The 22,463-nt window shown below is 66.1% G+C and carries 23 protein-coding genes, 1 tRNA gene and 1 other RNA gene; 12 read left to right on the plus strand and 13 right to left on the minus strand.

Annotated features, from left to right (window positions below; translation table 11 throughout):
• Positions 1-10 precede the first annotated feature (10 nt).
• Both Q0897_RS05480 and ffs read right to left on the minus strand, forming a co-directional pair.
• Positions 11-1,798, minus strand: coding sequence for a DNA polymerase III subunit gamma/tau (locus Q0897_RS05480; RefSeq protein WP_366519901.1), 1,788 nt, complete (start codon positions 1,796-1,798; stop codon positions 11-13).
• A gap of 113 nt (positions 1,799-1,911) precedes the next feature.
• Positions 1,912-2,006, minus strand: an RNA gene (ffs, locus tag Q0897_RS05485) — signal recognition particle sRNA small type.
• 64 nt (positions 2,007-2,070) lie between these two features.
• Between ffs and Q0897_RS05490 the strand changes: the two genes are divergently transcribed.
• A complete protein-coding gene (locus Q0897_RS05490) occupies positions 2,071-2,358 on the plus strand; it encodes a hypothetical protein (RefSeq protein WP_299308077.1) in 288 nt (95 codons plus the stop codon).
• Between the two features lie 30 nt (positions 2,359-2,388).
• Here the strand turns inward: Q0897_RS05490 and Q0897_RS05495 are convergent, their stop codons facing one another.
• The 3 genes from Q0897_RS05495 to Q0897_RS05505 are packed head-to-tail and all read right to left on the minus strand — an operon-like array spanning position 2,389 to position 6,191.
• Positions 2,389-2,667, minus strand: coding sequence for an ETC complex I subunit (locus tag Q0897_RS05495; protein ID WP_202085667.1), 279 nt, complete (start codon positions 2,665-2,667; stop codon positions 2,389-2,391).
• 34 nt (positions 2,668-2,701) lie between these two features.
• Positions 2,702-5,173: an ATP-dependent helicase HrpB gene (hrpB, locus tag Q0897_RS05500; RefSeq protein ID WP_299308078.1), complete on the minus strand. Its 2,472-nt coding sequence runs from the start codon at positions 5,171-5,173 to the stop codon at positions 2,702-2,704.
• Positions 5,174-5,180: 7 nt separating this feature from the next.
• Positions 5,181-6,191, minus strand: coding sequence for a polyprenyl synthetase family protein (locus Q0897_RS05505; protein ID WP_299308079.1), 1,011 nt, complete (start codon positions 6,189-6,191; stop codon positions 5,181-5,183).
• Between the two features lie 146 nt (positions 6,192-6,337).
• On the opposite strand from Q0897_RS05505, the gene Q0897_RS05510 reads away from it, so the two are divergent.
• Complete coding sequence (locus tag Q0897_RS05510) at positions 6,338-6,670, plus strand: chorismate mutase (protein WP_299308081.1); 333 nt, start codon at positions 6,338-6,340, stop codon at positions 6,668-6,670.
• Between the two features lie 28 nt (positions 6,671-6,698).
• Here the strand turns inward: Q0897_RS05510 and Q0897_RS05515 are convergent, their stop codons facing one another.
• From Q0897_RS05515 to Q0897_RS05530, 4 genes are all read right to left on the minus strand, one after another.
• The gene (locus Q0897_RS05515) at positions 6,699-8,009 is read right to left on the minus strand and encodes an ATP-binding protein (RefSeq protein ID WP_299308176.1); all 1,311 of its coding nucleotides are present in this window, start codon (positions 8,007-8,009) and stop codon (positions 6,699-6,701) included.
• Between the two features lie 106 nt (positions 8,010-8,115).
• Complete coding sequence (locus Q0897_RS05520) at positions 8,116-8,793, minus strand: response regulator transcription factor (protein WP_299308082.1); 678 nt, start codon at positions 8,791-8,793, stop codon at positions 8,116-8,118.
• 122 nt (positions 8,794-8,915) lie between these two features.
• Positions 8,916-9,254: a PepSY domain-containing protein gene (locus tag Q0897_RS05525; RefSeq protein WP_299308084.1), complete on the minus strand. Its 339-nt coding sequence runs from the start codon at positions 9,252-9,254 to the stop codon at positions 8,916-8,918.
• A 71-nt stretch (positions 9,255-9,325) separates the two neighbouring features.
• Positions 9,326-10,060: an SIMPL domain-containing protein gene (locus Q0897_RS05530; protein WP_299308086.1), complete on the minus strand. Its 735-nt coding sequence runs from the start codon at positions 10,058-10,060 to the stop codon at positions 9,326-9,328.
• Positions 10,061-10,175: 115 nt separating this feature from the next.
• On the opposite strand from Q0897_RS05530, the gene Q0897_RS05535 reads away from it, so the two are divergent.
• Entirely contained in the window at positions 10,176-11,987 is a 1,812-nt protein-coding gene (locus tag Q0897_RS05535; protein ID WP_299308087.1) for an ABC-F family ATP-binding cassette domain-containing protein, read from the plus strand.
• A 4-nt stretch (positions 11,988-11,991) separates the two neighbouring features.
• On the opposite strand, the gene Q0897_RS05540 is transcribed toward Q0897_RS05535, so the two are convergent.
• Positions 11,992-12,468: a DUF6456 domain-containing protein gene (locus tag Q0897_RS05540; RefSeq protein ID WP_299308088.1), complete on the minus strand. Its 477-nt coding sequence runs from the start codon at positions 12,466-12,468 to the stop codon at positions 11,992-11,994.
• Positions 12,469-12,570: 102 nt separating this feature from the next.
• Here Q0897_RS05540 and Q0897_RS05545 point away from each other — a divergent pair, with 102 nt between their 5' ends.
• From Q0897_RS05545 to Q0897_RS05555, 3 genes are all read left to right on the plus strand, one after another.
• The gene (locus Q0897_RS05545; RefSeq protein ID WP_299308090.1) at positions 12,571-13,143 is read left to right on the plus strand and encodes a helix-turn-helix transcriptional regulator; all 573 of its coding nucleotides are present in this window, start codon (positions 12,571-12,573) and stop codon (positions 13,141-13,143) included.
• Positions 13,140-13,568 (plus strand): hypothetical protein, encoded by a 429-nt coding sequence (locus Q0897_RS05550; RefSeq protein WP_299308091.1) that lies wholly within the window; start codon positions 13,140-13,142, stop codon positions 13,566-13,568. Before Q0897_RS05545 ends, Q0897_RS05550 begins: the two co-directional genes overlap by 4 nt.
• Before the next feature lie 99 nt (positions 13,569-13,667).
• On the plus strand, positions 13,668-14,171 hold the full coding sequence (locus tag Q0897_RS05555) for a YetF domain-containing protein (protein ID WP_299308092.1): 504 nt from the start codon (positions 13,668-13,670) through the stop codon (positions 14,169-14,171).
• Positions 14,172-14,184: 13 nt separating this feature from the next.
• On the opposite strand, the gene secF is transcribed toward Q0897_RS05555, so the two are convergent.
• Genes secF through yajC form a run of 3 tightly spaced genes read right to left on the minus strand, consistent with a single transcriptional unit; the run spans position 14,185 to position 17,115 of the window.
• On the minus strand, positions 14,185-15,165 hold the full coding sequence (gene secF, locus Q0897_RS05560) for a protein translocase subunit SecF (protein ID WP_299308094.1): 981 nt from the start codon (positions 15,163-15,165) through the stop codon (positions 14,185-14,187).
• Positions 15,166-15,175: 10 nt separating this feature from the next.
• Positions 15,176-16,774 (minus strand): protein translocase subunit SecD, encoded by a 1,599-nt coding sequence (secD, locus tag Q0897_RS05565; RefSeq protein WP_299308095.1) that lies wholly within the window; start codon positions 16,772-16,774, stop codon positions 15,176-15,178.
• Positions 16,775-16,782: 8 nt separating this feature from the next.
• On the minus strand, positions 16,783-17,115 hold the full coding sequence (gene yajC, locus Q0897_RS05570) for a preprotein translocase subunit YajC (RefSeq protein ID WP_236672228.1): 333 nt from the start codon (positions 17,113-17,115) through the stop codon (positions 16,783-16,785).
• Positions 17,116-17,332: 217 nt separating this feature from the next.
• Between yajC and Q0897_RS05575 the strand changes: the two genes are divergently transcribed.
• The 6 genes from Q0897_RS05575 (at position 17,333) to accB (ending at position 22,462) form a co-directional block, all read left to right on the plus strand.
• A tRNA-Pro gene (locus tag Q0897_RS05575) sits at positions 17,333-17,409 on the plus strand.
• A gap of 133 nt (positions 17,410-17,542) precedes the next feature.
• Positions 17,543-18,379: a Ku protein gene (locus tag Q0897_RS05580; RefSeq protein ID WP_299308097.1), complete on the plus strand. Its 837-nt coding sequence runs from the start codon at positions 17,543-17,545 to the stop codon at positions 18,377-18,379.
• A 14-nt stretch (positions 18,380-18,393) separates the two neighbouring features.
• On the plus strand, positions 18,394-18,894 hold the full coding sequence (locus Q0897_RS05585; RefSeq protein ID WP_299308099.1) for an MgtC/SapB family protein: 501 nt from the start codon (positions 18,394-18,396) through the stop codon (positions 18,892-18,894).
• A complete protein-coding gene (gene ligD / locus Q0897_RS05590; RefSeq protein WP_299308100.1) occupies positions 18,891-21,368 on the plus strand; it encodes a DNA ligase D in 2,478 nt (825 codons plus the stop codon). Before Q0897_RS05585 ends, ligD begins: the two co-directional genes overlap by 4 nt.
• A gap of 82 nt (positions 21,369-21,450) precedes the next feature.
• The gene (locus tag Q0897_RS05595) at positions 21,451-21,861 is read left to right on the plus strand and encodes a holin family protein (protein ID WP_299308101.1); all 411 of its coding nucleotides are present in this window, start codon (positions 21,451-21,453) and stop codon (positions 21,859-21,861) included.
• 112 nt (positions 21,862-21,973) lie between these two features.
• On the plus strand, positions 21,974-22,462 hold the full coding sequence (accB, locus tag Q0897_RS05600; protein WP_299308103.1) for an acetyl-CoA carboxylase biotin carboxyl carrier protein: 489 nt from the start codon (positions 21,974-21,976) through the stop codon (positions 22,460-22,462).
• Position 22,463 lies beyond the last annotated feature (1 nt).

The raw sequence follows: 22,463 nt of genomic DNA on the forward strand, positions 1-22,463 counted from the left end.
TATAGGGGCTTCAGGCGCGTTTGAAACGCCGCTCGTCCATCTGTTCCACTTCGGCCTCGTCCATGAGCCGCGCGTCGGGAAAGGCGGAAAGCGCCGCCTTCACCAGCGGCGCCTCGCGCACGATGCGGGCTTCGTCCTCGGCCTTTGCGCGGGCAACCTCCGCCAGCGAAGGGCGTGTCGCCTCGCCCCCGTCCGCGCGGTGCAGTTCCCATCGCTCCCCCGTGGCGCGGTAGAGCGCGTCGCGCAATTCGGGGGCGACGTCCTCGCCATAGCCGGGCACGGTGGCGTAGCGCAGCATCCCGTATTGCAATTCGGCCACCCGGATCCAGTCCCGCATGATCTGCCCCACGCGCAGCTGGCCGACATCCTCCACCTGTTCGATGAGATCGGTCCATTCCGGAGCGGGCTTCGTCATCGCGGCGGTGCCGGCGGTCGTGGCCGTGGGGGCGGCCTGCGCATCACCCCCGCCGCCCGCGGCAATCGCCGGGCGGGCGGCCATTTCGTCCAGCCTGCGCATCAGCGTGCCGGGATCGGGCATGTCCGCGGCGTGCAGGATGCGGAGCAGTGCCATCTGAGCCGCGACGAGCGGGTCGGGCGCGGTCCGCACCTCGTCATGTCCTTTAAGCAGCAATTGCCACAGCCGGTGCAATTGCGCCGCGCCCAGCGTGCCTGCCCATTGCTCGATCGCCGCGCGCTCCTCCGCCAATGGCGCATCGGCGGCGCCGCGCGCGAGCTGTGCCAGCGTGATGCGGTGGACGAGTTCCATCTGCCCCCGCATGAGCGCAACCGGCTCCACGCCGAGCGCATATTGCCGGTCGACCAGATCGAGCAGCCCCGCCCCGTCGCCCGACAGCACGGCAGAGAGCAGGCGGCGCTGCACCCCCTTGTCGGCAAGGCCGAGCATGTCGCGCACCTGATCCGCGGTGACGCGGGTGGTTTCGCCCTCGCTCGCCATGTCGGCATGGGCGATCGCCTGATCGAGGATCGAGAGCCCGTCGCGCACCGATCCTTCGGCGGCGGCGGCGATCATGGACAGCGCCTCGTCCTCCGCCTCGACCTGCTCCTGCGCGCAGACCCACGCGAAATGCGTCTGCAACATGGGCGCGGTGATACGGCGCAGATCGAACCGCTGCGTCCGGGACAATACCGTCACCGGAAGCTTGTCCACCTCGGTCGTGGCGAACAGGAATTTCACATGCGCCGGCGGCTCCTCCAGCGTTTTCAGGAGCGCGTTGAACGCATTGCGCGAAAGCATGTGCACTTCGTCGATGATATAGATCTTGTAGCGCGCCGATACCGCGGAATAGCGCACTGCCTCGATAATCTCGCGCACGTCGTCGACGCCGGTATGGCTGGCGGCGTCCATCTCGATCACGTCGATGTGGCGCCCCTCGGCAATGGCGACGCATGGCTCGCACACGCCGCACGGGTCGATGGTCGGCCCGCCCTGCCCGTCGGGACCGATGCAGTTCAGCGCCTTGGCAATCAGCCGCGCGGTGCTCGTCTTGCCCACCCCGCGCACGCCGGTCATCAGGAATGCATGCGCCAGCCGGTCGCGCCGGATCGCATTGGCCAGCGTCTGCACCATGGCGTCCTGCCCGATGAGCTGTCCGAAGGTCTGCGGCCGGTACTTGCGCGCCAATACGCGATAGGGTTGCGCCGGGTCGGGCACGGCCGCGGGCGGCGTTGCCGGTTCGCCCAGCCCGAGCCCGAGGGCATCGTCCGCCATGTCAGGTTCGCGCGGAGGCGGCGCCGGGGCAGGATCGCCGGCGCCAAAGATATCGGGTGAATCGGCCATGACCCGCAATGTAGTGCGATAACCCCCCAATGTCGAAGGGCGCGGACGTGCAAATTGCGGATAGCTCGCTGGTTCCGGGCAGGAACCCGGACCGATCGCGGCAGATATGGGGTGATGAAGGAGCCGGGCGACCCGCAGCAATCCGTTGTGGCTGCTTCCTTCCGGACCTGACCAGGTTGGCGAACGCGAACGTCCACCCGACTCCCGGCCCGCGATATGCCGATCCGCGCAATAAATGGCAAGGGTCAATCCGACATGCTATCGCCGCCGCCATGATACGGACGGTAATCAACACCACCATGACGAGCAGAACCTTGCGCACCGCGGCCACCGCCATCCTGCTGACCGGGACGATGCCGGGCATGGCGCCTTCGGCCATGGCGCAAACGCCCGATTTCGGGGACGATAGCAGCGAATGGGCGCGCGATGGCGAATGCGACGACATGCGTTTCGAAGGCGAAGCGATGACGACGACCGTATTGCGCGTCGAGGATGTGCAGCACGATGCCGGCGATTGCCGCACCGCGTATCAGGACGGGCTGATCACGCTCAGGCAATAGGGCCGGCCGGGCACGGACCCGGCGGACCGATCAGCGAAAATTATCGGCGTAGGCCTGCAGCTTGAGCCGGCGCGGCGGGGTCGGCACGATATGCACCGCGATCCCGTATTTGTCGGCATAGGCCTTCGCCGCGTCGCAGTCGGGAAACTGCAACTGCACCTGCGCCTGCGTATCGCCGGACCCGGCCCAGCCCATCAGCGGGTCGGGCTTCTTCGCCTCCGACGCTTCGAATTCGAGGATCCAGTCGCTGGAACGCGCACGCCCCGACTGCATGGCGTTTTTCGGACGCTGATAGATTCGTGCTGCCATAATGCCCTTGCGATGCCCCGTGCCGCCGCCGAAATCAAGCGCGGGATCGGCCCCGCCCTTCAAAAGCATTGCGGGTTTTAAGGCTGGCCTCCTCCTCCCACGGCCGTTCGGGCCAGCGATGGCGGGGATAGCGCCCCTTCATCTCGCGCCGCACATCGGCCCAGCTTCCGCGCCAGAATGCGGGAAGGTCGCGCGTCGCCTGGATCGGGCGGCCCGCGGGCGAGGTCAGTTGGAGGAGCAGCGGACGCGGCGGGCTGCCGAATTCGGGATGACGGTCCAGCCCGAACAACGCCTGCACCCGCAACTCAATCTGCGGGCCGCCTTCCGCTTCATAGTCGATGGCGTGGCTCGTCCCGGCGGGCGAGGTGAAGTTCGCCGGCGCCACCCGGTCGAGCGTCTGCTGCGCCGGCCAGTCGAGCCGCGCGCGCAGGGCATCGTGCAGTCCACGCGGGTCGAGCGCGTCGAAACTGCGCTTGCCCGCAAGCAGCGGCGCGAGCCATGTGCCCGCCTCGGCGCGCAAAGTCTCGTCCGACAGCGCGTCGATCCCTGCAAAACGCGCGCGCGCCAACAGGCCGTGCGCCGCGCGTCCCAATGGCAGCAATTGCAGCCCGTCCCGCGCCACGCGCGCCACCATCATGGCCGCGATCGCCTCTGGGTCGGGCTCCGGATCCGGCCCTTCGGCCAGCACGATCCGGCCCATCCGGCGTTGCAGCCGCGCCTCCGCCCGCCCCTCGTTCCAGCGCAGCGTGCGGCGCCGCTCGATCCGATCACCGAGCCAGCGCTCGACATCCTCCACCTCGATCTCGGCCGCGGCCATGATGCGCGCCCCGCCCGCGTGCCCCTGTGCCGCGCCGACCGCCAGCCATTCCGCCCGCGCCAGCGTCGAGAGCGGGTCGAGCCGCAACCCGCGCCCGCCCGCGGTCAGCCAGTCTTCGCCATTCGTGCCCCGCGCCCGCGCGACCCGGTCGGGAAAGGCATGGGCGAGCAGGATGCCTGGCGGCGGGACATCGCCGGTGTCCGCCCGGTCCGTTCCGACAAGGCTTTCGGCCCGGCGCGCCCACCGGGCGGCAAGCTTGCGACTGGCATCCGCACGCCCGCCCCGCGCGGCATTCCACCGCGACAGCCGCCCCGCGAGATCCTCGCCCCCGCCGCCGAGATTGCGCTCCTGCAACAAAAGCGCGATCCGCGCCGCCGATTCCGCCGCGCCGTGCCGCGCCCCGAACAGGACCATCGCCGCAAGCGCAGGCTCGATCCCCATCCGGTCGAGATCCGCACCCCGCGCCGTCAACCGCCCCTCGGCATCCAGCGCGCCCAGCGCCTCCAGCCTGTCCCTCGCGGCGCGCAGCGCGGCGGCCGGCGGCGGGTCGAGCCAGCGCAATTCGTCCGCCCCGCTCCCCCACCGCGTCAGCGTCAGCAGCAGCGGCGCCAGATCGGCCGTTGCGATTTCGGGCGGATCGTAGGGCTGAAACCCGCCTTCGGCTGCGCCCTCCCACATGCGGTAGCAGGTGCCGGGGCGCTGCCGTGCGGCGCGGCCCGCCCGCTGCGCAATGGCGGCGCGGCTGGCACGCACGGTGACGAGCCGGGTCAGCCCCGCCTCCGCATCGAATTCCGGTCGCCGCGACAGACCCGCATCGACGACCACCGAAACCCCGTCGAGCGTGAGCGAGGTTTCCGCGATTCCCGTGGCCAGCACGATCCGCCGCCGCCCGCCATCGTCGCGGCGCAGGGCGCGGCGCTGCTCCGCCGGGTCCACCTGCCCGTGGAGCGGCAGGACGAGCGCGCCCGGCAGCGCCGCCGTCACCGTGTCCATCGCCCGCTCGATCTCTCGCACCCCCGGCAGGAATACGAGAAGATCGCGGTCCGCCTCCGTCTCGCTCCACGCGCGGCGCACGGCGCCCGCCACCTGCTCCTCCAGCCGCAATTCCGCCCGCGCGCCGATATGCTCGATGGTAAGGGGGTGGATCTTGCCCTCGCTCTCGATCACCGGGGCGCCGCCCATCGTCTGCGCGAACCGCGCGCCGTCGATCGTCGCCGACATGACCAGAAGACGCAGATCGGGGCGCAGCACCGCCTGCGTCTCCAGCGCAAGGGCGAGGCCGAGGTCGCTATCGAGATGGCGTTCATGCGCCTCGTCGAACAGGACCGCCGACACACCGGACAGTTCGGGATCGGCGGCGATGCGATTGACGAAGATCGCCTCCGTCATCACCGTGATGCGAGTGAGAGCCGATGTCCGGCTGTCCATGCGGGAAAGATAGCCGACCGTTGCGCCCGCCCGTTCGCCCAGTGTCTCGGCCATGCGTTCGGCGGCGGCGCGCGCGGCGACCCGGCGCGGGCTGAGCAGGAGGATTTCGCCGTCGCACCACGGCTCGTGCAGCAGGGCCGGGGCAACCGCCGTCGTCTTGCCCGCGCCCGGCGGCGCGATCAGGACGGCGCCGGCCCCCTCGCGCAGCGCGGCGGCAAGGTCGGGCAGGACGGCATTTATGGGGAGCGGCGCGCTCTCCATCGCGGGGTCAATAGCGGCGGGCCACCGCGAATTGCACCGCCTCCATCATCGCGGCGCGCGCCTCGTTCGCGGGAAAACCCGATATGGCATCGATGGCGCGATTGGCGAAATGGCGCGCACGTTCGCGCGTGTCCGTCACCGCGTCATATTTCGCGATGAGCGCGATCGCATGGGCAAGATCCTCGTCCGAGTTCCGCTTGCCCCGGATCGCGTCCTGCCAGAAGGCGCGCTCCTTCGCATCGCCGCGGGCATAGGCGAGGATGACCGGGAGCGTCATCTTTCCATCGCGGAAATCGTCGCCCTTGTCCTTGCCCGATTCGCCGACTTCGGAATCGTAATCGATGGCATCGTCGGCGAGTTGGAACGCAATGCCGAGATTGCGGCCGTAATCGTCGAGCGCTTCCTCGACCTTCGGATCGCGTTCGGCGACGACGGCGGCGATGCGGCAGGCCGCGGCGAACAGCGCGGCGGTCTTCGCACCGACGATGTGGAGATAGCGTTCCTCGCCCGTTTCCACCTTGCGCTGCGCGGTGAGCTGATCGACCTCGCCCTCGGCGATGACCGCGCTTGCCCCCGACAGGATCTTCAGCACCTTGAGGCTGCCGTCCTCGACCATCAATTCGAAGCTGCGCGAAAACAGGAAATCCCCGACCAGCACGGCGGCAGGGTTGCCGAACACGATATTGGCCGCGTCCTTGCCCCGGCGCATGTCGGATTTGTCGACGACATCATCGTGCAGCAGCGTCGCGGTGTGGATGAATTCCACCGCCGCGGCGAGCTTGTGATGCCGTACGCCTTCATATTCGAGGAGTGCCGCGCTGGCGAGGGTCAGCATCGGGCGCATGCGCTTGCCCCCACCCGCGATGAGGTGCCCGGCCAAAGCGGGAATCAGCGGGATTTTCGACTGCATCCGGTCGAGAATGATGCGGTTCACCCCGCTCATCCCATCGGCGGTCAGCGCCAGAATCGGAGACAGCGACGGTTCGCCGGGGGTCAATTTGTGCACTGTTGCGCTCACGCAGCGTCGTTTGGGGGCGATAGCGCGCCAAAGCAAGAGACAAGTTGCCCATATCTCGACGAATCGCGCCGGAACGGCGGCGCCCCGCGACCGGGCATCGCCGCAATGCGCTTGCCAGCGGGCAAGGGCTTGGTAAGACGCGAGGCATGACCGGATCGAAACAGACATCGAAACAGGCGCAAGCCGAGGGCGGCCGCTCGCCAACGGACGTCTTGTCCGCCTACCGCCGCAGCATCGACAATATCGATGCAGCGCTCGTGCACATGCTGGCCGAACGGTTCCGCATCACGCAGGCCGTCGGCGAGTTCAAGGCGAAGGCCGAATTGCCCCCCGCCGACCCCGCGCGCGAGGAAAAGCAGATCGCCCGCCTGCGCGCACTGGCCGAGGATGCCGATCTCGACCCGGAATTCAGCGAGAAATTCCTGCGCTTCATCATCGACGAGGTCATCCGCCATCATCAGCAGGCCCGCGGCGAATAATCGGCGCAGGCCTTCGCCCGCGCGCCTTTTATCCCGCGCGCGGCAGGGCCAGCCGGACCAGCAGCCCGCCCAGATCCTCGCTTTCCTCGAGCGCGACCTCACCGCCGTAGATTTCCACCACGTCGCGCACGATCGCGAGACCGAGACCCGTGCCCGGCTTATTCGTGTCGAGCCGGGCGCCCCGGTCGAATATACGGATACGCTCGGGATCGGGAATGCCCATGCCGTCATCCTCGATCCATATTTCGCACAATTCGCCATCGGGCACCGCATCGACGGTGACGAACACGCTGCCCCCGCCATATTTGGCCGCGTTCTCAACCAGATTGCCGAGCAATTCGTCGAGATCCTGCCGTTCCAGCGCGACCATGGCGGTATCGGCACCGTCGATGTCGAACCGCACGTCAGGATAGAGCCGGCCCACCACCCGCTCCACCGCGTCCGCCGCGCCGCGCACGTCGGCGCGCGCAAGCCCGCTGACCCTGCGGCCCAAGGCGCGGGCGCGGGCGAGATGGTGATCGACCTGCCGCCGCATGATCGCGGCCTCGCGCTTGACCACCTCGTCGAGATCGGGCGCGCGGGCGGCGGCGGCATTGTTCACGACCGTGAGAGGCGTCTTGAGCGCATGGGCAAGATTGCCGGCATGGGTGCGCGCCTCCTCGGCCTGCCGCTGCGAATGGGCGAGCAGGGCATTCAGTTCGTCCACCATCGGCTGCACCTCGAGCGGGAGCGGTTCCTCCACCCGCGGCACGCCGGTCACGCGGATGCGATGGATGGCGCGCCTGATCCCGCGCAGGGGCGACAGGCCGAGCCATGTCTGCAACGCGGCCATCACGATCAGGCCAAAGCCCAGCACGACGAAGCTGTAGATGAGGATCGAGCGCACCCGCCCGATCTGTGCATTCAGCTCGCCGCGCGACGCGGCCACGGTGAACCACCATGTCGTATCGCTGCCGGGAAGGATGATGGGCCGCTGTATCACGCGCAGCGGTTCATTCTCGAACGTGGCGGAATCGAAGATGACCGGGTCCATGCTGTCGGTCTCGCGCACCGGCAATTGCCTGTCCCACAAGGATCGCGACAGATAATCCTCGTGCCCTTCGCCGACGATCTGCCAGTAGAGGCCGCTCCCCGGCTCCAGGAAACGCTGATCCCCCAAGGGCCGCGAAAACCACACCGCATCGTCCGGCCCGATTTCGGCCGACGCGACCATCGCGGTCAGGATATATTCGAGCTGTTCGTCGAAACTGCGCGTGACATAGGAATTGAGCGTCCGGTCGAGCGCCACGCCGCCCGCCAGCAGCAGGATCGAGATCCACGCCAGCGCGATCAGCATCATGCGCCGCGAGAGCGATCCCGTGTGCGCCCGCGGGAGGCGCGCACGCGTGTCGGTCAGGGCCGTGGACGCATCGCCCGACGGCCCTTCGACGCGATCCTTCGCGCCCTTACCCGCGCGGAGCGTCGGCGGGATCGTCGAGACTGTAGCCAAGGCCACGGATCGTGGTGATGACATCCGCGCCCAGCTTCTTGCGAATACGGGTCACGAACACTTCGATGGTATTGGAATCGCGGTCGAAATCCTGATCATAGATATGTTCGATCAATTCGGTGCGGCTGACGACCTTGCCCTTGTGATGCATGAGATAGGACAGCAGCTTGTACTCCTGCGCGGTGAGTTTCACCGGCTCCCCGTCGAGCGTGACCCGGCCCGAGCGCGTGTCCAGCCGCACTTTGCCAGCGATGAGCTCGCTCGTCGCATTGCCGGTCGAACGGCGGATGAGCGCGCGCAGCCGGGCGATCAGCTCCTCTGTCTGAAACGGCTTGGCAAGGTAGTCGTCGGCGCCCGCATCGAGCCCGGCCACCTTGTCGGACCAGCTGTCGCGCGCGGTGAGGACCAGCACGGGAAAGGTCTTGCCCTCCTTGCGCCACATGCCCAGCACGGTCAGCCCGTCGATCTCGGGAAGGCCGAGGTCGAGGATGACCGCGTCATATTCCTCCGTCGAGCCCATGAAATGCCCGTCTTCGCCATCGACCGACAGATCCACGGCATAGCCCGTCTGCTCGAGCGTGGTCTTCAATTGCTGACCAAGAGTGGGTTCGTCCTCGACGATCAGGATACGCATGCATGTTCCCCGTTCATGCCCCCGCGAAAGGCGGGCGGTTCGTGACATGAACAGATGAAAGAGCGGAAAGGTCCGGTCAAGCGCATTGCAACGTCGCATCGCACGCCCGGAACCGGCCGGGTTCAGCGCATGATATTGACGATATTCCCGGTGCGCGCATCGACATCGACGAATACCACGCGCCCGTTGCGGATGAATTTCAGGCGATAGGTATTGGCGGAAAATTCATCCATGCCGAGATAATCCATCCCCTTCATCCGCGGCAGGACCCGCGATTCGATTTCGCGCAGGGTGTGCACGTTGCCGGCCCGCAATTCGCGGCGGGCCTCGCCCTGCCCGTCGCGCTTCCCCTGCTCCGCATGGGCGGGGACGGCAAGCGAAAGGCATGACACGGCGACCAGCACGGCGGCCACGGGCGCGCGCATGGCGAAGCGGGGACGATGGGATGTGCGAATTGTCATGATGGTCGCCGTGTTAGTATCAAGCCATTGAACGCAATCTGAATATTGCCGCGTCCGCGTCGTGCCCGCCCCTATCGCGTCATTTCATATTTCAGGGTCAGCATGACCGCCGTGCCCACCTGCCCCGGTTTTACAGGGCTGCTGGCGGCCTCCGTTCGGCTGCCGGTGACGACGATCATGTCCCGTTGCATCGGGCGGTTCTCGCTCACCGCTTCCTCGACCGAAAGCAGGCGCACACCGGTATAGCCGGCCATCCGTGCAAGCTCGGTCGCCTGGGTCATCCCGCGCTCGAACGCGGCGCGGCGGGCCTGCGCCTGGGCGCTCTTCGGGTCGATGAGCCCGAAATCCGGGCCGGAAAGATTGGTCGCACCCGCCTCGACCAGAGCGTCGAGCACCGCGCCGACACGCTCCATGTCGCGAAGCTCGATCCGCACGTTGTTCGTCGCGTCATAGCCCAGGAACTGCGGCACGTCGTCGTTCCGGTAATTATACCGGGGGTTGAGCGAGATGCCGGTCGTCTGGATCCGGTCGTCCGGAATGCCGAGCGCGGCGATCCGCTCGACCACGGCGGTCATCTTGCGCGCGTTTTCCTGCATCGCCTGGCTGGCGGTGGGTGCGCGGGTGGTGACGCCCGCACCAACGGTCGCCATGTCGGGATCGGCAAGCACCGTTTCGCTCACGCCGAGTTCGACGACGGGGCCGCTGGCCTGCAACTGCACCTCGGCCGCATGGGCGGAGATCGTGCCGCCGGACAGGGCGGCAACCGCCATGGCGGGCGCGGCGAACAGGAATACGGGTTTGCGCATGAGCATCATTCTCCAGATTACGGACGGTTCGATATCATGAAATCGTTCCGTGACTCGATGATGATAGCATGATCACCGCTTGCGCAAGATGAACGGCGCGATTAGCTGCAAGCCCATGGCACAGGCACCGATTTTGAGCTGGGAAGGCCTCGGCCTGCAACAAGGGGGCGGCTGGCTGTTCGGCGGTCCCGGCACGGGCGATGGCGATGGCGGGCTCGACCTGCACGTGCTCCCGCGCGACCGGCTCGCGCTGATCGGGCGGAACGGCGCGGGCAAGACCACGCTGCTCAAGCTCATCGCCGGCGAAATCGAGGCGGATCGCGGCAAGCGCACGATACAGCCCGGCACGCGCGTCGTCATGCTGGAGCAGGAACCCGACTTCACCGGTTGCGCATCCCTCATGGATTATGCGCTCGGCGGGGACGACGCGCCGCAGCGCCACGAGGTGGAGGCCATCGCCGGCCAGCTCGGCATCGACATGGAGCGCGAGGCGCACAGCGCGAGCGGCGGTGAAAAGCGCCGCGCCGCCATTGCCCGCGCGCTGGCGATGGATCCGGATCTGCTGCTTCTCGACGAGCCGACCAACCATCTTGACCTCGCCGCGATCGACTGGCTGGAGGACTGGCTCAACCGGTACAAGGGCGCGTTCGTCACGATCAGCCACGACCGCACCTTCCTCACCCGCCTGACCCGCGCGACATGGTGGCTCGATCGCAAGAGCCTGCGCCGCAACGAGGTCGGTTTCGGCGGGTATGAGGCGTGGGAGGAAAAGGTCTATGCCGACGAGGCGCGCGCGGCACAAAGGCTGGACGCGCGGCTCAAGATCGAGGCGCACTGGCTCGAACGCGGGGTCACCGCCCGGCGCAAGCGCAATCAGGGCCGCCTCGAAAAGCTGCACCAGATGCGCGCCACCCGCGCCGCCATGGTGCAGCCGCAGGGGCAGGCGAAGCTCGCCATCGTGGCCGACGGAACGAAGACGAAGGCGGTCATCACCGCCGAAAACGTCTCCAAATCCTATGGCGACCGCACGATCATCCGCGATTTCGACCTGCGGATTCAGCGCGGCGACCGCATCGGCATCGTCGGTTCCAACGGCGCGGGGAAGACCACGCTGCTCAAAATGCTGACGGGTGAAATTGCGCCGGACACCGGCACCGTCACGCTGGCGAAAACGCTGTCGGGCGTGATGATCGATCAGCAGCGCAGCCTGCTGTCCGATGAAAAGCGCCTGCGCGACGTGCTGGCCGAAGGGGGCGACTGGATCGACGTGCGGGGGGTTCGCAAGCATATTCAGGGCTATCTGAAGGAATTCCTGTTCGATCCCGGCCTTGCCGACGCGAGGGTCGGCACGCTGTCGGGCGGCGAACGTTCGCGCCTGTTGCTCGCCCGTGAATTCGCGCGGACATCGAACCTGCTCGTGCTCGACGAGCCGACCAACGATCTCGATCTCGAAACGCTCGACCTGCTCCAGGAGGTCATCGCCGATTACGACGGGACCGTCCTCATCGTCAGCCACGATCGCGATTTCCTCGACCGGACGGTGAACCTCACGCTCGGCCTCGACGGGAGCGGCACGGTGGATATCGTCGTCGGCGGCTATGCCGACTGGGAAGCCAAGCGCGAGGATCGCACCCGGCAGGCCAAGGCCGCGAAGCCCGCCGCCCCGCCGCCCCCTCCCCCGCCGCAGCGCAAGACGAAGCTGTCCTACAAGGATCAGCGCGACTACGAATTGCTGCCGGAGCGGATCGAGGCGCTGGAGCTGGCGATGGCCGAGGACGAGGCCGCGCTCGCCGACCCCGATCTGTATAGCAGCGATCCGGACCGTTTCGCCGCGCTGACCGCCGCGCTCGACAAAAAGCGCGAGGAAAAGGACGCGGCCGAGGAACGCTGGCTCGAACTCGCCGAGGAGGTGGAGGCGCTGGGCTGAGGTCTCAGCCCGGTATCCGGTAATAGCCCGCCACCCGGTCGAGCGCGAGTTTCAGCACGAGCTTCCCGCTGCGCGCAGGCCAGGCCAGCGCCTTCTCCGCATCGGGAAGCGTTTCGCCCGCACACACCACGCGCCACAGCACATCGGCGAGCCCCGGCCCGGCGGCCGCGGTGGCCTCGTCAAAGCGGCGCCTGGCCGACATCTGCTTTTCCGTCGGGGTCAGGCCATTGTCGCCGCTCCCCTTGATCCGCACCGGGTCCCAGCTCATCGTGACGGACGGGGCGAGCTGCGCCCGCTCGTAATCGGCGCGCAGCCGCTCGCCCGCATCGGATTGCCGTTCGTCGAGATGGCCGCGCGAATGCAGCCAGGCGATAGGCGATTCGCGCAGGTTGACCGTCACCCCGCGTGCCCGGCGCCCGATCCCGCCGGTCCGGCGCGGCCCCTCGCTCGTCAGCTCGCGATTCGCATATTCGCCTGCCATGTCATGTCTCCCTTTCGTTCGGCGGGAGCGGAATGGACCCGGTTCAATGCTGTAGGAAAATAAAACCTGTGCGGTTCGTCGCGATGGTGGTAGTCACCCGGCATGATCAATCGCATCCGCGCCATACGCAAGCAGCAGGGCCTGACCCTGGCCGACCTCGCCGAGCGGTGCGATCCGCCCACCACGCCGCAGACGGTCGGCCGGCTGGAAACCGGAATGCGCACGCTGTCCATCGACTGGCTCAATCGCATTGCCGCCGCGCTCAAGGTGGAGCCGCAGACCTTGCTCACGAGCGAGGCGCGCGAGGCGACGATGGTGGTGGCGCGCCTGTCCGATAGCGGCGCCGAACCGCTGTCCTCCCCGCGGGAGGCGATCGCACCGGCATCGCTCCTGGGCGAGGCGAAGCTGACCGTGATGGAGGTATCGGCCAGCGCCGGGGAATATCGCGCCGGCGATCAGGTCTGGCTGCGCGCGATGGACGATGCGGAGACGCCGCGTGCGATCAATCGCGACGTGCTGGTCCCGCGCCCCGGCGGGCGATTCGTGTTCGGCCGGATGATCGACCGCGATGCGCAATCGGTCGCCATCCTGCCCACCGGCGCCGGGCAGCGGCAGACGGTCGTGACCAATCCCGCATGGGTGGCGGTCGCCGTCATGCTGGTCCGTAAATTGTGAAACGCGCGGGCGCCGCACTGGTGCTCACGCTATGGCATGGCGGCGCCGGCGCGGCATTCGCGCAGAATACGCCCGCCGATATCGACGCCATGCTCGCCCGGCAAAAGGCGATGGCGCTCCCGCCCGCCCCCGCCCCGTGCAAGCCGTCAAGCGGCGATGAAATCGTCGTTTGCGCCCCGGTTGTCCGGGATCAGCGTGTCGCCTCCTTCACCATGCGCAACCCCACCTCGCCCGAGGCGCGCAACCTCGGTGTTCCGGATGTGGTCGATGTCGACGGCATGCCGCCCTGCCTCGCATTCTCCGTGACCTCGAAATTCGGCTATGCCCCGCCGCCCGTGTATATCGTGGATTTCGGCGCCCTGCCCGATGCGCCGCCGGGATCGGACGCGGACCGCATCGCCCGCGGCGTGCTGCGCGCCGACTGACCGGACCCAAACCGGTCCACGCTCGTTCCCAATGGCGAAGGAGACGGACCGATTTTCGAACCGAACGACTGGATCAGCGACTGGCCCCGCCTAGCCGAGGTGGCGCTCGGCGGTGTGTTCTTCTTCATCGGCATCGTCGCCTTCGTCCGCATATTGGGCAAGCGGACCACGGGACAGATGAACAATTTCGACTGGATCATCACGGTCACTGTCGGCGCGCTGGCGGCGTCCGGCATATTGAGCCGGGATATCTCCTTTGCCGACGCCGTGCTGGGCATCGTCGTGCTGGGCCTCATGCAATATGCGACGACCTTGCTCGTGCTGCGCGGGGGGATGGTCTCGAAACTGGCCGAGGCCTCGCCGACGCTGCTGCTGCACAAGGGCCGCGTGCTGGAGGACGCGATGCGCCGCACGCGCATTTCACCCGAGGAGCTGCGCGGTGCCCTGCGTCAGAAGGGGATCACCCGGTTCGAGGATGCCAACTGGGTCATCCTCGAAACCAATGGCGTGCTCAGCGTCATCACGAAATGCGACATGACCATCGACGAGGCCGAAACGCTCGCCGATGTCCGCGCGCCGGACGAGCTGCCCGGCCCGCGCTGACCTTTTTGAGCGCTCAGCCCTCGCCCCGGACGATCCGTTCCTGGCGGTCGGTTGCGCTTTCCTTCGGCACGAAACTGTTGGAATCGACCTTCAGCCAGATGAGGATCGGCGCCGCCATGTAGATCGAGGAATAGGTGCCCACGAAAATACCCAGCGCGATCGCCGCCGCGAAACCGAAGGTCGCCTGCGGCCCGAGAACGAGCAGCGCCGTCAGCACGGTCAGCGTCGTAAGCGAGGTGACCACCGTGCGCGACAGCGTTTCATTGACCGACAGATCGAGCAGTTCCTCCATCGGCATCCGGCGATATTTCTTCAGGTTTTCACGGATGCGGTCATACACCACGATCGTATCGTTCAGCGAATAGCCGATGATGGCAAGGATCGCCGCCACGATATTGAGGTCGAATTCCAGCTGCGTAATCGCAAAAAATCCCATGGTGAGCGACACGTCGTGGATCAGCGCGAAAAGCGCCCCCACGCCGAACTGCCACTCGAACCGGACCCAGATATAGATGGCAATCGCCACCATCGCGGCGAGCAGCGCATACATCCCGGTGGAAAACAGCTCCTCCGACACCTTGCCCGACACCGAATCGACGCCGTCGATGCGCACGTCGGGATGCTCCGTCTCCATGGCGCGGGTGATGTCCTGCGTCATGCGGTCGGCGAGCGTGGTGGAATCGGGGCCGGTCCCTTCGGGCAGGCGCATGCGGATCGACACCTCGTTCGGCTGTCCGAAACGCTGGATCACCGGGTCGCCATAGCCGAGCCCGCCGATGCTGCGTCGCAATTCGGCGACCGGTGCCTCCGCCGTTTCGGTGAAGGTCGCGCGGATCATCTGCCCGCCGACGAAATCGACGCCGAGGTTGAGCCCGTTCGTCGCCACCAGCGCCCAGCTCGCCGCCATCAGCAGCAGCGAGACGATGTAGAACGGCACGCGCAACCGCAGGAAGCGGATATTCGTATTGTCGGGAACGAGTTTGAGCAGTTTCATGGCACGTCCCTTAGATATTCAGCTCGGCGGGGCGGTTTTTCCGCAGATAGCTTGCCACCCACATGCGGGTCAGCGTGACGGCGGTGAAGACCGAGGTGACGATGCCGATGATCAACACGATGGCAAACCCGCGGATCGGCCCGGAGCCGAAGAGGAACAACAGCACGCCCGCGATGAAATTGGTGATGTTCGCATCGAGAATGGCGCGCTGCGCCTCGCGATAGCCGACCTCGACCGCCTGCACCACGCGGCGACCGCGGCGGCGTTCCTCGCGTATGCGTTCGTTGATGAGCACGTTGGCATCAACCGCCGTACCGATGGTCAGCACGAAGCCGGCAATCCCCGGCAGCGTCAGGGTGGAGCCGAGAATCGCCATGATACCGAGGATAATCAACACGTTGAGCACGATGGCGATGTCGGCGTAGATGCCGAACCGGCCATAGCTCACGAACATGAACGCCATGACCGCCGCGCCCCCCACGATCAGCGCGAGCAGACCCTTGCGGATCGAATCGGCGCCGAGATCCGGGCCAACGGTGCGCTCCTCCACGATCTGAAGATCGATCGGCAGCGCGCCGGAGCGCAGCGAGATGGCGAGCGCATTCGCGCTGTCGACGGTGAAATTGCCGCTGATCTGCGCCGATCCGCCGAGGATCGGTTCGTTGATATTGGGCGCCGACAACACCTCGCCGTCGAGGATGATGGCGAACGGCTTGTTGACGTTATCGGTGGTCAGCTGCGCGAACTTGCGCCCGCCTTCCTGGTTGAAGGTGATATTGACGACGGGGGCGCCGTTCTGATCGTAGCCCTGCCGCGCGTCGGTCAGGTTGTCGCCCTGAATTCCGCCCAGCCGGCGTACCGCGATCGGGCCGGTCTGCTGACCACCGGCGGCAAAGTTCAGGATCTCGCTGCCCGGAGGGGCGATACCCTGCGCCAGATCGGCCGGCGCCGCGGAACCATCGACCAGCTTGAACTCAAGCTTCGCCGTCTGCCCCAGAAGATCCTTCAACTGTTGCGGATCGTCGAGGCCGGGGACCTGCACCACGATGCGATTGTCGCCCTGCCGGATGATCGTGGGCTCCCGCGTGCCAAGCTCGTCAATGCGGCGGCGCACGACATCGGTGGCGGTGTCCATCGCCAGCTCGACACCCTGCTCCAGCCCCGCCTCGGTCGGGACGACAATGAAACGCGTGCCATCGACCACGTTGATGGTCCAGTCGCGCTGTCCGGTAAGCCCCGCGCCATCGGTCAGCGGCAGCAGCGCCTCACGCGCGGCGTCGACCTGATCGGCGTCCTGCACCATGAAGGACAGGCGCCCGTTGCTGCGGGAAATATCGCCGATCTCGACTTCGTCATCGGCCTCGCGCAGGACGCGGCGCACGTCCTCTTCCATCGATTCGAGCCGAAGCCCGCGCACCTGCCCCGTATCCGCCTCCAGCAGGATGTGACTGCCGCCTGCGAGATCGAGGCCGAGATTGACCTCCGGATCGGGCAGCGCATCGGGCCAGGTCCCGCCCGCGATGGAAACGAGCGACGGCAGGGCGAAGAACACCCCGATCGCGGTAATCGCGGAGAGCCAGATGACTTTCCAGCGCGGGAAATCGAGCATGGGCGGTCTCAGTCGTTGGCGGGCTTGACGCCGCCCTTGGGCATCACGTCGCCGATGGTCTGGCGCACGGCCTGAACCCGGACGTTGGGGGCAATCTCGATCTCGACGAAATCATCGTCCAGCTTCGTGATCTTGCCGACGAGCCCGCCTGCGGTCACGACGCGGTCGTTACGCTGCAATCCGGCGATCTTGGCCTGATGCGCCTTCTGCCGCTTGATCTGCGGGCGGAAGACGAGGAACCAGAAAATGAGGCCCATCGCGGCCAGCAGGATGAGGTTCATGAAGGCGGGCGGTCCGGCGGCGGCGGGCGCCGCGGCGAGGATGAGCAGGGAACTGTTCACGGTTTACCGGCTTCTTTCGATCAGAAATGAAATGGCTCGGGACGGCGCCATCACGGCACCGCCAGCGTCCAGGGCGCGGCGATTAGCAGCATTGCACAGGCGTGGCAATGCGCCCCCCGCCCGGTGCCGTCGCCCGATGGTCCGTGAGCCATATCGCATATTCTGTCCCGCAAGCCTTGCCAAGCGATCCGCGCCCCGCTATTGGCGCCGTTCCGGTCGGGACGTAGCGCAGCCTGGTAGCGCATCACACTGGGGGTGTGGGGGTCGGAGGTTCGAATCCTCTCGTCCCGACCAAAATTTCCTTTCATCATCGCCGTCTGAATGCCCCACCCGCCGCGTACTCGCGCGTGGGAAGCGGGCCCGCGCGCCGCGATGGAAACCGAATCGCGCCTGATGCGCTTTCCCTTCGAACGAAGGGGAGACGACAATGGCCGCACGCGCCTATTGGAAGGGTCAGATCCGGCTCGCGCTGGTATCGATTCCGGTGGAAATCTATACCGCCGTCAAATCGGGGTCGAAGATCAGCTTTCGCCAGATCCACGAACCGAGCGGCAAGCCGATCAATTACGAGAAGATCGTGCAGGGCATCGGCCCCATCGACCGCGACGACATCATTCGCGGCTACGAAATTTCGAAAGACAATTACGTGCTCCTCGACGATGAGGAGATCGAGGCGGCGAAGGTCGAAAGCCGCAAGACGCTGGAACTCGTTCAGTTTGTCGACGCGCATGACATCGACGCCCTCTATTACGAGAAACCCTATTTCGTGGTGCCTGCGGACGATCTGGCGATGGATGCGTATGTCGTGCTGCGCGACGCGCTGCGACAGACGAAGAAGGTCGCGCTGGGGCAGATTTCGGTGCGCGGCAAGGAATTGCTCGTCGCGCTCAAACCCTGCGGCAAGGGGATATTGCTCGAAACGATGCGCTATGCCGACGAGGTCCGCAAGGGTCAGGCCTTTTTCGGCGAAATCGGCGAGGACGAGCCCGAGGACGAATTGCTCGAACTCGCCACGACACTGATCGAGAAGAAGAGCGCGCCGTTCGATCCGTCGGAATTCCACGACCGCTACGCCGACGCGCTCGAGCGGCTGATCGAGAAGAAGGCGAAGGACAAGGGCGGCAAGATCCTAGAGGATGTCGAGAAGCCGGAAAGCGGCAAGGGCGGCAATGTCATCGACCTCATGGCCGCGTTGAAGAAATCGGTGGGCGACGATGATGGCAAATCGCCTTCGAAGAAGACATCGCGCAAGAAGAGCGCCTGAACGGCGGGACGACCATGGAACTCAACCCATCGATCGCGCTCCAATGGCTTGACTGGCAATTGATGCTGCGGCTGGGCGTCGCGGCGGTGCTCGGCCTCGTCCTGGGGCTGGATCGCGAATTGCGGGGGCATGCGGCCGGAATGCGCACGCATGGGCTGATCTGCTTTACCTCCGCGGCGGCGACCGTTTCGATCATTGCCCTTTATCTGCAACTCGGTCCGGAACGAATGGACCCCCTTCGCCTGTTCGAGGCGGCGGGTTCGTTCATCGGTATCGTCGGTGCCGGGTTGATCGTATTTTCGCGTGGGCAATTGCACAATATCACCACCGCCGCCAATCTCTGGCTTGCCGCGATCATCGGGGTGGCTTGCGGGGCGGCGCAATGGCCGCTCGTGCTGGTCGCGACGATCATTTCGATCGTGATGCTGAGGCTCCTTCGCATTCTCGAACGGCACATGGGTCCCGATCGACGATTGTCACAGGACGACGGCACCGCGCCGCGCGAACGCCGATGACAAAACCATCCGACCCGCTCGCCGACTATAACGCGAAGCGCGATTTCAGCAGGACCGCCGAGCCCACCGGCGATGCGGGCGCGCCGGGCGGCAATCGTTTCGTCGTTCAGAAACACGATGCGACCCGCCTGCACTGGGATCTGCGGCTGGAGAGCGATGGCGTTCTGAAAAGCTGGGCGGTGACCAAGGGCCCCTCGCCCGACCCCGATATAAAGCGGCTGGCGGTCCGGACCGAGGATCACCCACTCTCCTATGCCGCGTTCGAGGGCACCATTCCGGACGACGAATATGGCGGTGGCACGGTCATGATCTGGGACCACGGAACATGGGCACCTGTCGAGGGGAAGAGCGCGGACGACCTTGCCGACGGGCATCTGCATTTCATCCTGTCGGGCGAGCGGATGAAGGGCGAATGGCTGCTCGTCCGGATGAACCCGCGCAAGGGCGAACGCCGCGAAAACTGGCTGCTGCGCAAGATCGAAGATGCGCATGCGCAGAGCGGCGATCCGCTCGTCGAGCGTTGCCTCACCAGCGTATCGACAGGGCGTTCCATGGCCGAAATCGCCGCGAATGCCGACCCGAAATCCGGCGGCGGTGATGAAAAGACGGGCGGCCAGAAACGCGCCCGAACGCGGCGCAATCCCGATGCGAAACCGCCCGCCTTTGCCAAGCCGCAGCTTGCCACGCTGGTCGACGCGGTTCCGACCGGCAATGGCTGGATGCACGAGATCAAGTTCGACGGCTATCGTGCCATCGTCGCGGCGGCGGGTGACGCGGTGACGATCTATACGCGCAGCGGAAAGGACTGGACCGACAAATTTGGACCGCTCGCCGCGCATATTGCGGCGCTCGACCTTCCGCCATCGCTGCTCGACGGGGAAATCGTGGCTTATGGCAAGGATGGCAATCCCGATTTTTCGGCGCTGCAATCCGTGCTGAAACGCGGGGCCGGGGCGCAGGGGGATGGCGATGCGCTCTCGTTCCACGCCTTCGATTTGATCGCGAGTGGCGGCGAGGATCTGGCTGCGCTCCCCAATATCGAGCGTAAGGAGCGGCTGGAAGCGCTTCTGCGCCACGCCGCGCCGCCGGTGCATGTCGCCGATCATGTCATCGGCGCGGGCGAGCGGCTGTATCGGACCATGTGCGATGCCGGGCAGGAAGGCATCATCTCGAAACGGATCGACGCGAAATATCGCCACGCGCGCAGCAAGGCGTGGGTCAAGGTGAAGTGCACGCGGCGGCAGGAGTTCGTCATCGTGGGGTATAGCGAATCAAAGGCGAAGGGACGCCCGTTCGCCTCCTTGCTGCTGGCGCAGAACGAAGGCGGCGAATTGCAGTACAAGGGCAAGGTCGGCACAGGCTTCGACGCCGATACGCTCGACGATCTTTCGTCACAAATGAAGCGGATCGCGCGCAAGACGCCGCCGCTCACGGTCGCGAAAACCGACGCGCGCGGCGCGCATTGGGTGACGCCGAAACTCGTTGCCGAAGTCGCCTTCGCCGAGTTCACCGCGGATGGGAAGGTACGTCACGGCAGCTTCCTCGCCCTTCGCGAGGACAAGGATGCCGGTGAGGTGCGGCCCGAAACCGCCGCCGCCCCACCGCCCGCGCCGCATCCGGTCGAGATCTCCAGCCGCTCGCGCATCGTCTTTCCCGATAGCGGACAGACGAAGGGCGAGCTTGCCGATTATTATGCGGCGATCGCCCCGCTCATGCTGCCGTTTGCCGCACGGCGCCCAATAAGCCTCGTGCGCTGCCCGCGGGGCCGCGCAAAGAAATGCTTTTTTCAAAAACACGACAGCGGCGCGTTCGGGCCGCATGTGCACGCCGTCGCCATCGCCGAAAAGGACGGCGGGATGGAGGATTACCTCTATCTGGAGGATGACGCCGGCATTCTGGCCTGCGTGCAGATGGGAAGCGTGGAATTTCACGGCTGGGGCAGCCGCACCGACGATGTCGAAGCGCCCGACCGCATGATCTTCGACCTCGACCCCGATGAGGCCGTGGATTTTGCCGACGTAAAAAAAGCCGCGAGCGATATTCGCGACCGGCTGGCCGATATCGGCCTCGTCAGCTTTCCCATGCTTTCGGGCGGCAAAGGCGTGCATGTCGTCGTTCCGCTATCGCCGGCGCACGGTTGGGACGCGCACAAGGATTTCGCCCGCCGCTTTGCCGAGGCGCTGTCCCTGACCGAACCCGATCGCTTCGTCGCGACGATGAGCAAGGCCAAGCGTAAGGGCCGCATTTTCATCGACTGGCTCCGCAATCAGCGCGGGGCGACGGCGGTGCTGCCCTATTCCGCCCGGGCACGAAGCGGGGCGCCCGTCGCGGTGCCGATCACCTGGGACGCGTTGAACGATGCCAAGGATGCGCACCCGTTTTCAATCGATGACGCAGATCGGTTGTTGCGGCGGGCCGAAGACGACGCGTTGGCGGGATGGGGTTTTGCAGAGCAGGAACTGCCCGACATCTAAATAGTTAACCTATATGGTTTTATTTTCCTACAGCATATAACCATTCTAGCGATCCAGCGTCCATCGGCAAAGGAGCGCAGCCATGCCCATTCTCGAATCCCTCATCGGGCCCATCACCCGCATCATCGACAAGGTCATCCCCGACAAGGAAGCCCGCGACCGGGCCAAGCTGGAACTCCTGAGCCTCGAAGCGGATCACGAGCTCAAGCAGATCGAGGCGCGGCTTTCGGCGATCGTCACCGAGGCGCAATCGCCCGACCCATGGACCAGCCGGGCGCGACCCGGATTTCTCTACGTCATGTATCTCATCATCCTGTTCGCCATCCCCATGGGCGTGATCGGCGCCTTCAATCCCGCGACGGCGCATGCGATCGGCAATGGCATGACAAGCTATCTCAACGGGCTTCCCGAACCGCTCTATGCGCTCTTCGGGACGGGCTATCTCGGCTATACCGCGGCGCGCCAGTGGGGCAAGGTGAAGGGCGTCGACTAGGCGCGAACAGACCCTCGGGGCGGTGCGTACCGGCGCCGCCCCCTTGTCATTGCGATTTTCGGCGCGCATAGCGCCAGACTTTGACAGGCTGGATTTACAGCGAGGGACTTTCATGGGCGAGAAAACCGCCGAGAATTCGGGCATGAACATCGACAGCGCGCTCGTGCGCGAACTGGCCGACATGCTCAACGATACCAATCTTACCGAAATCGAGGTCGAGGAAGGCAGCCGGAAAATCCGCGTTTCGCGCGCCGCGCCCGCTGGCGCCTACGCCATGGCCCCCGCGCCGGCCGCCGCCGCACCAGCGGTCGGCGCGCAATCCGCCGGTACCGCTCCGGCGGAACAGGCCGAATTGCCCGGCACGCCGGTCGACGCGGTCAAATCGCCGATGGTGGGCACGGCCTATCTCTCCGCAGAGCCGGGCGCCGCGCCGTTCATCGCGGTCGGCAGCAAGGTGAAGGCAGGCGAAACCCTGCTCATCGTCGAGGCGATGAAGGTGATGAACGCCATCCCCGCCCCGCGCGCCGGCACGGTCAGCCAGATCCTCGTCGGCGATGCGGAGCCGGTCGAATTCGATCAGCCGCTCGTCGTGGTCGATTGAG

Source organism: uncultured Croceicoccus sp., assembly GCF_947496385.1.
Classification (GTDB): Bacteria; Pseudomonadota; Alphaproteobacteria; order Sphingomonadales; family Sphingomonadaceae; genus Croceicoccus.

What these genes read in the sequence shown, in the direction of transcription:
- Q0897_RS05585 (WP_299308099.1), top strand. Translation starts at nt 18,394, where the DNA reads ATGGAACTCAACCCATCGATCGCGCTCCAATGGCTTGACTGGCAATTG.
- hrpB (WP_299308078.1), bottom strand. Translation starts at nt 5,173, where the DNA reads ATGGAGAGCGCGCCGCTCCCCATAAATGCCGTCCTGCCCGACCTTGCC.
- accB (WP_299308103.1), top strand. Translation starts at nt 21,974, where the DNA reads ATGGGCGAGAAAACCGCCGAGAATTCGGGCATGAACATCGACAGCGCG.
- Q0897_RS05515 (WP_299308176.1), bottom strand. Translation starts at nt 8,009, where the DNA reads ATGATGCTGATCGCGCTGGCGTGGATCTCGATCCTGCTGCTGGCGGGC.
- Q0897_RS05525 (WP_299308084.1), bottom strand. Translation starts at nt 9,254, where the DNA reads ATGACAATTCGCACATCCCATCGTCCCCGCTTCGCCATGCGCGCGCCC.
- Q0897_RS05535 (WP_299308087.1), top strand. Translation starts at nt 10,176, where the DNA reads ATGGCACAGGCACCGATTTTGAGCTGGGAAGGCCTCGGCCTGCAACAA.
- Q0897_RS05580 (WP_299308097.1), top strand. Translation starts at nt 17,543, where the DNA reads ATGGCCGCACGCGCCTATTGGAAGGGTCAGATCCGGCTCGCGCTGGTA.
- Q0897_RS05510 (WP_299308081.1), top strand. Translation starts at nt 6,338, where the DNA reads ATGACCGGATCGAAACAGACATCGAAACAGGCGCAAGCCGAGGGCGGC.
- Q0897_RS05490 (WP_299308077.1), top strand. Translation starts at nt 2,071, where the DNA reads ATGATACGGACGGTAATCAACACCACCATGACGAGCAGAACCTTGCGC.
- Q0897_RS05520 (WP_299308082.1), bottom strand. Translation starts at nt 8,793, where the DNA reads ATGCGTATCCTGATCGTCGAGGACGAACCCACTCTTGGTCAGCAATTG.
- Q0897_RS05530 (WP_299308086.1), bottom strand. Translation starts at nt 10,060, where the DNA reads ATGCGCAAACCCGTATTCCTGTTCGCCGCGCCCGCCATGGCGGTTGCC.
- Q0897_RS05545 (WP_299308090.1), top strand. Translation starts at nt 12,571, where the DNA reads ATGATCAATCGCATCCGCGCCATACGCAAGCAGCAGGGCCTGACCCTG.
- secD (WP_299308095.1), bottom strand. Translation starts at nt 16,774, where the DNA reads ATGCTCGATTTCCCGCGCTGGAAAGTCATCTGGCTCTCCGCGATTACC.
- Q0897_RS05495 (WP_202085667.1), bottom strand. Translation starts at nt 2,667, where the DNA reads ATGGCAGCACGAATCTATCAGCGTCCGAAAAACGCCATGCAGTCGGGG.
- Q0897_RS05595 (WP_299308101.1), top strand. Translation starts at nt 21,451, where the DNA reads ATGCCCATTCTCGAATCCCTCATCGGGCCCATCACCCGCATCATCGAC.
- Q0897_RS05480 (WP_366519901.1), bottom strand. Translation starts at nt 1,798, where the DNA reads ATGGCCGATTCACCCGATATCTTTGGCGCCGGCGATCCTGCCCCGGCG.
- ligD (WP_299308100.1), top strand. Translation starts at nt 18,891, where the DNA reads ATGACAAAACCATCCGACCCGCTCGCCGACTATAACGCGAAGCGCGAT.
- Q0897_RS05540 (WP_299308088.1), bottom strand. Translation starts at nt 12,468, where the DNA reads ATGGCAGGCGAATATGCGAATCGCGAGCTGACGAGCGAGGGGCCGCGC.
- secF (WP_299308094.1), bottom strand. Translation starts at nt 15,165, where the DNA reads ATGAAACTGCTCAAACTCGTTCCCGACAATACGAATATCCGCTTCCTG.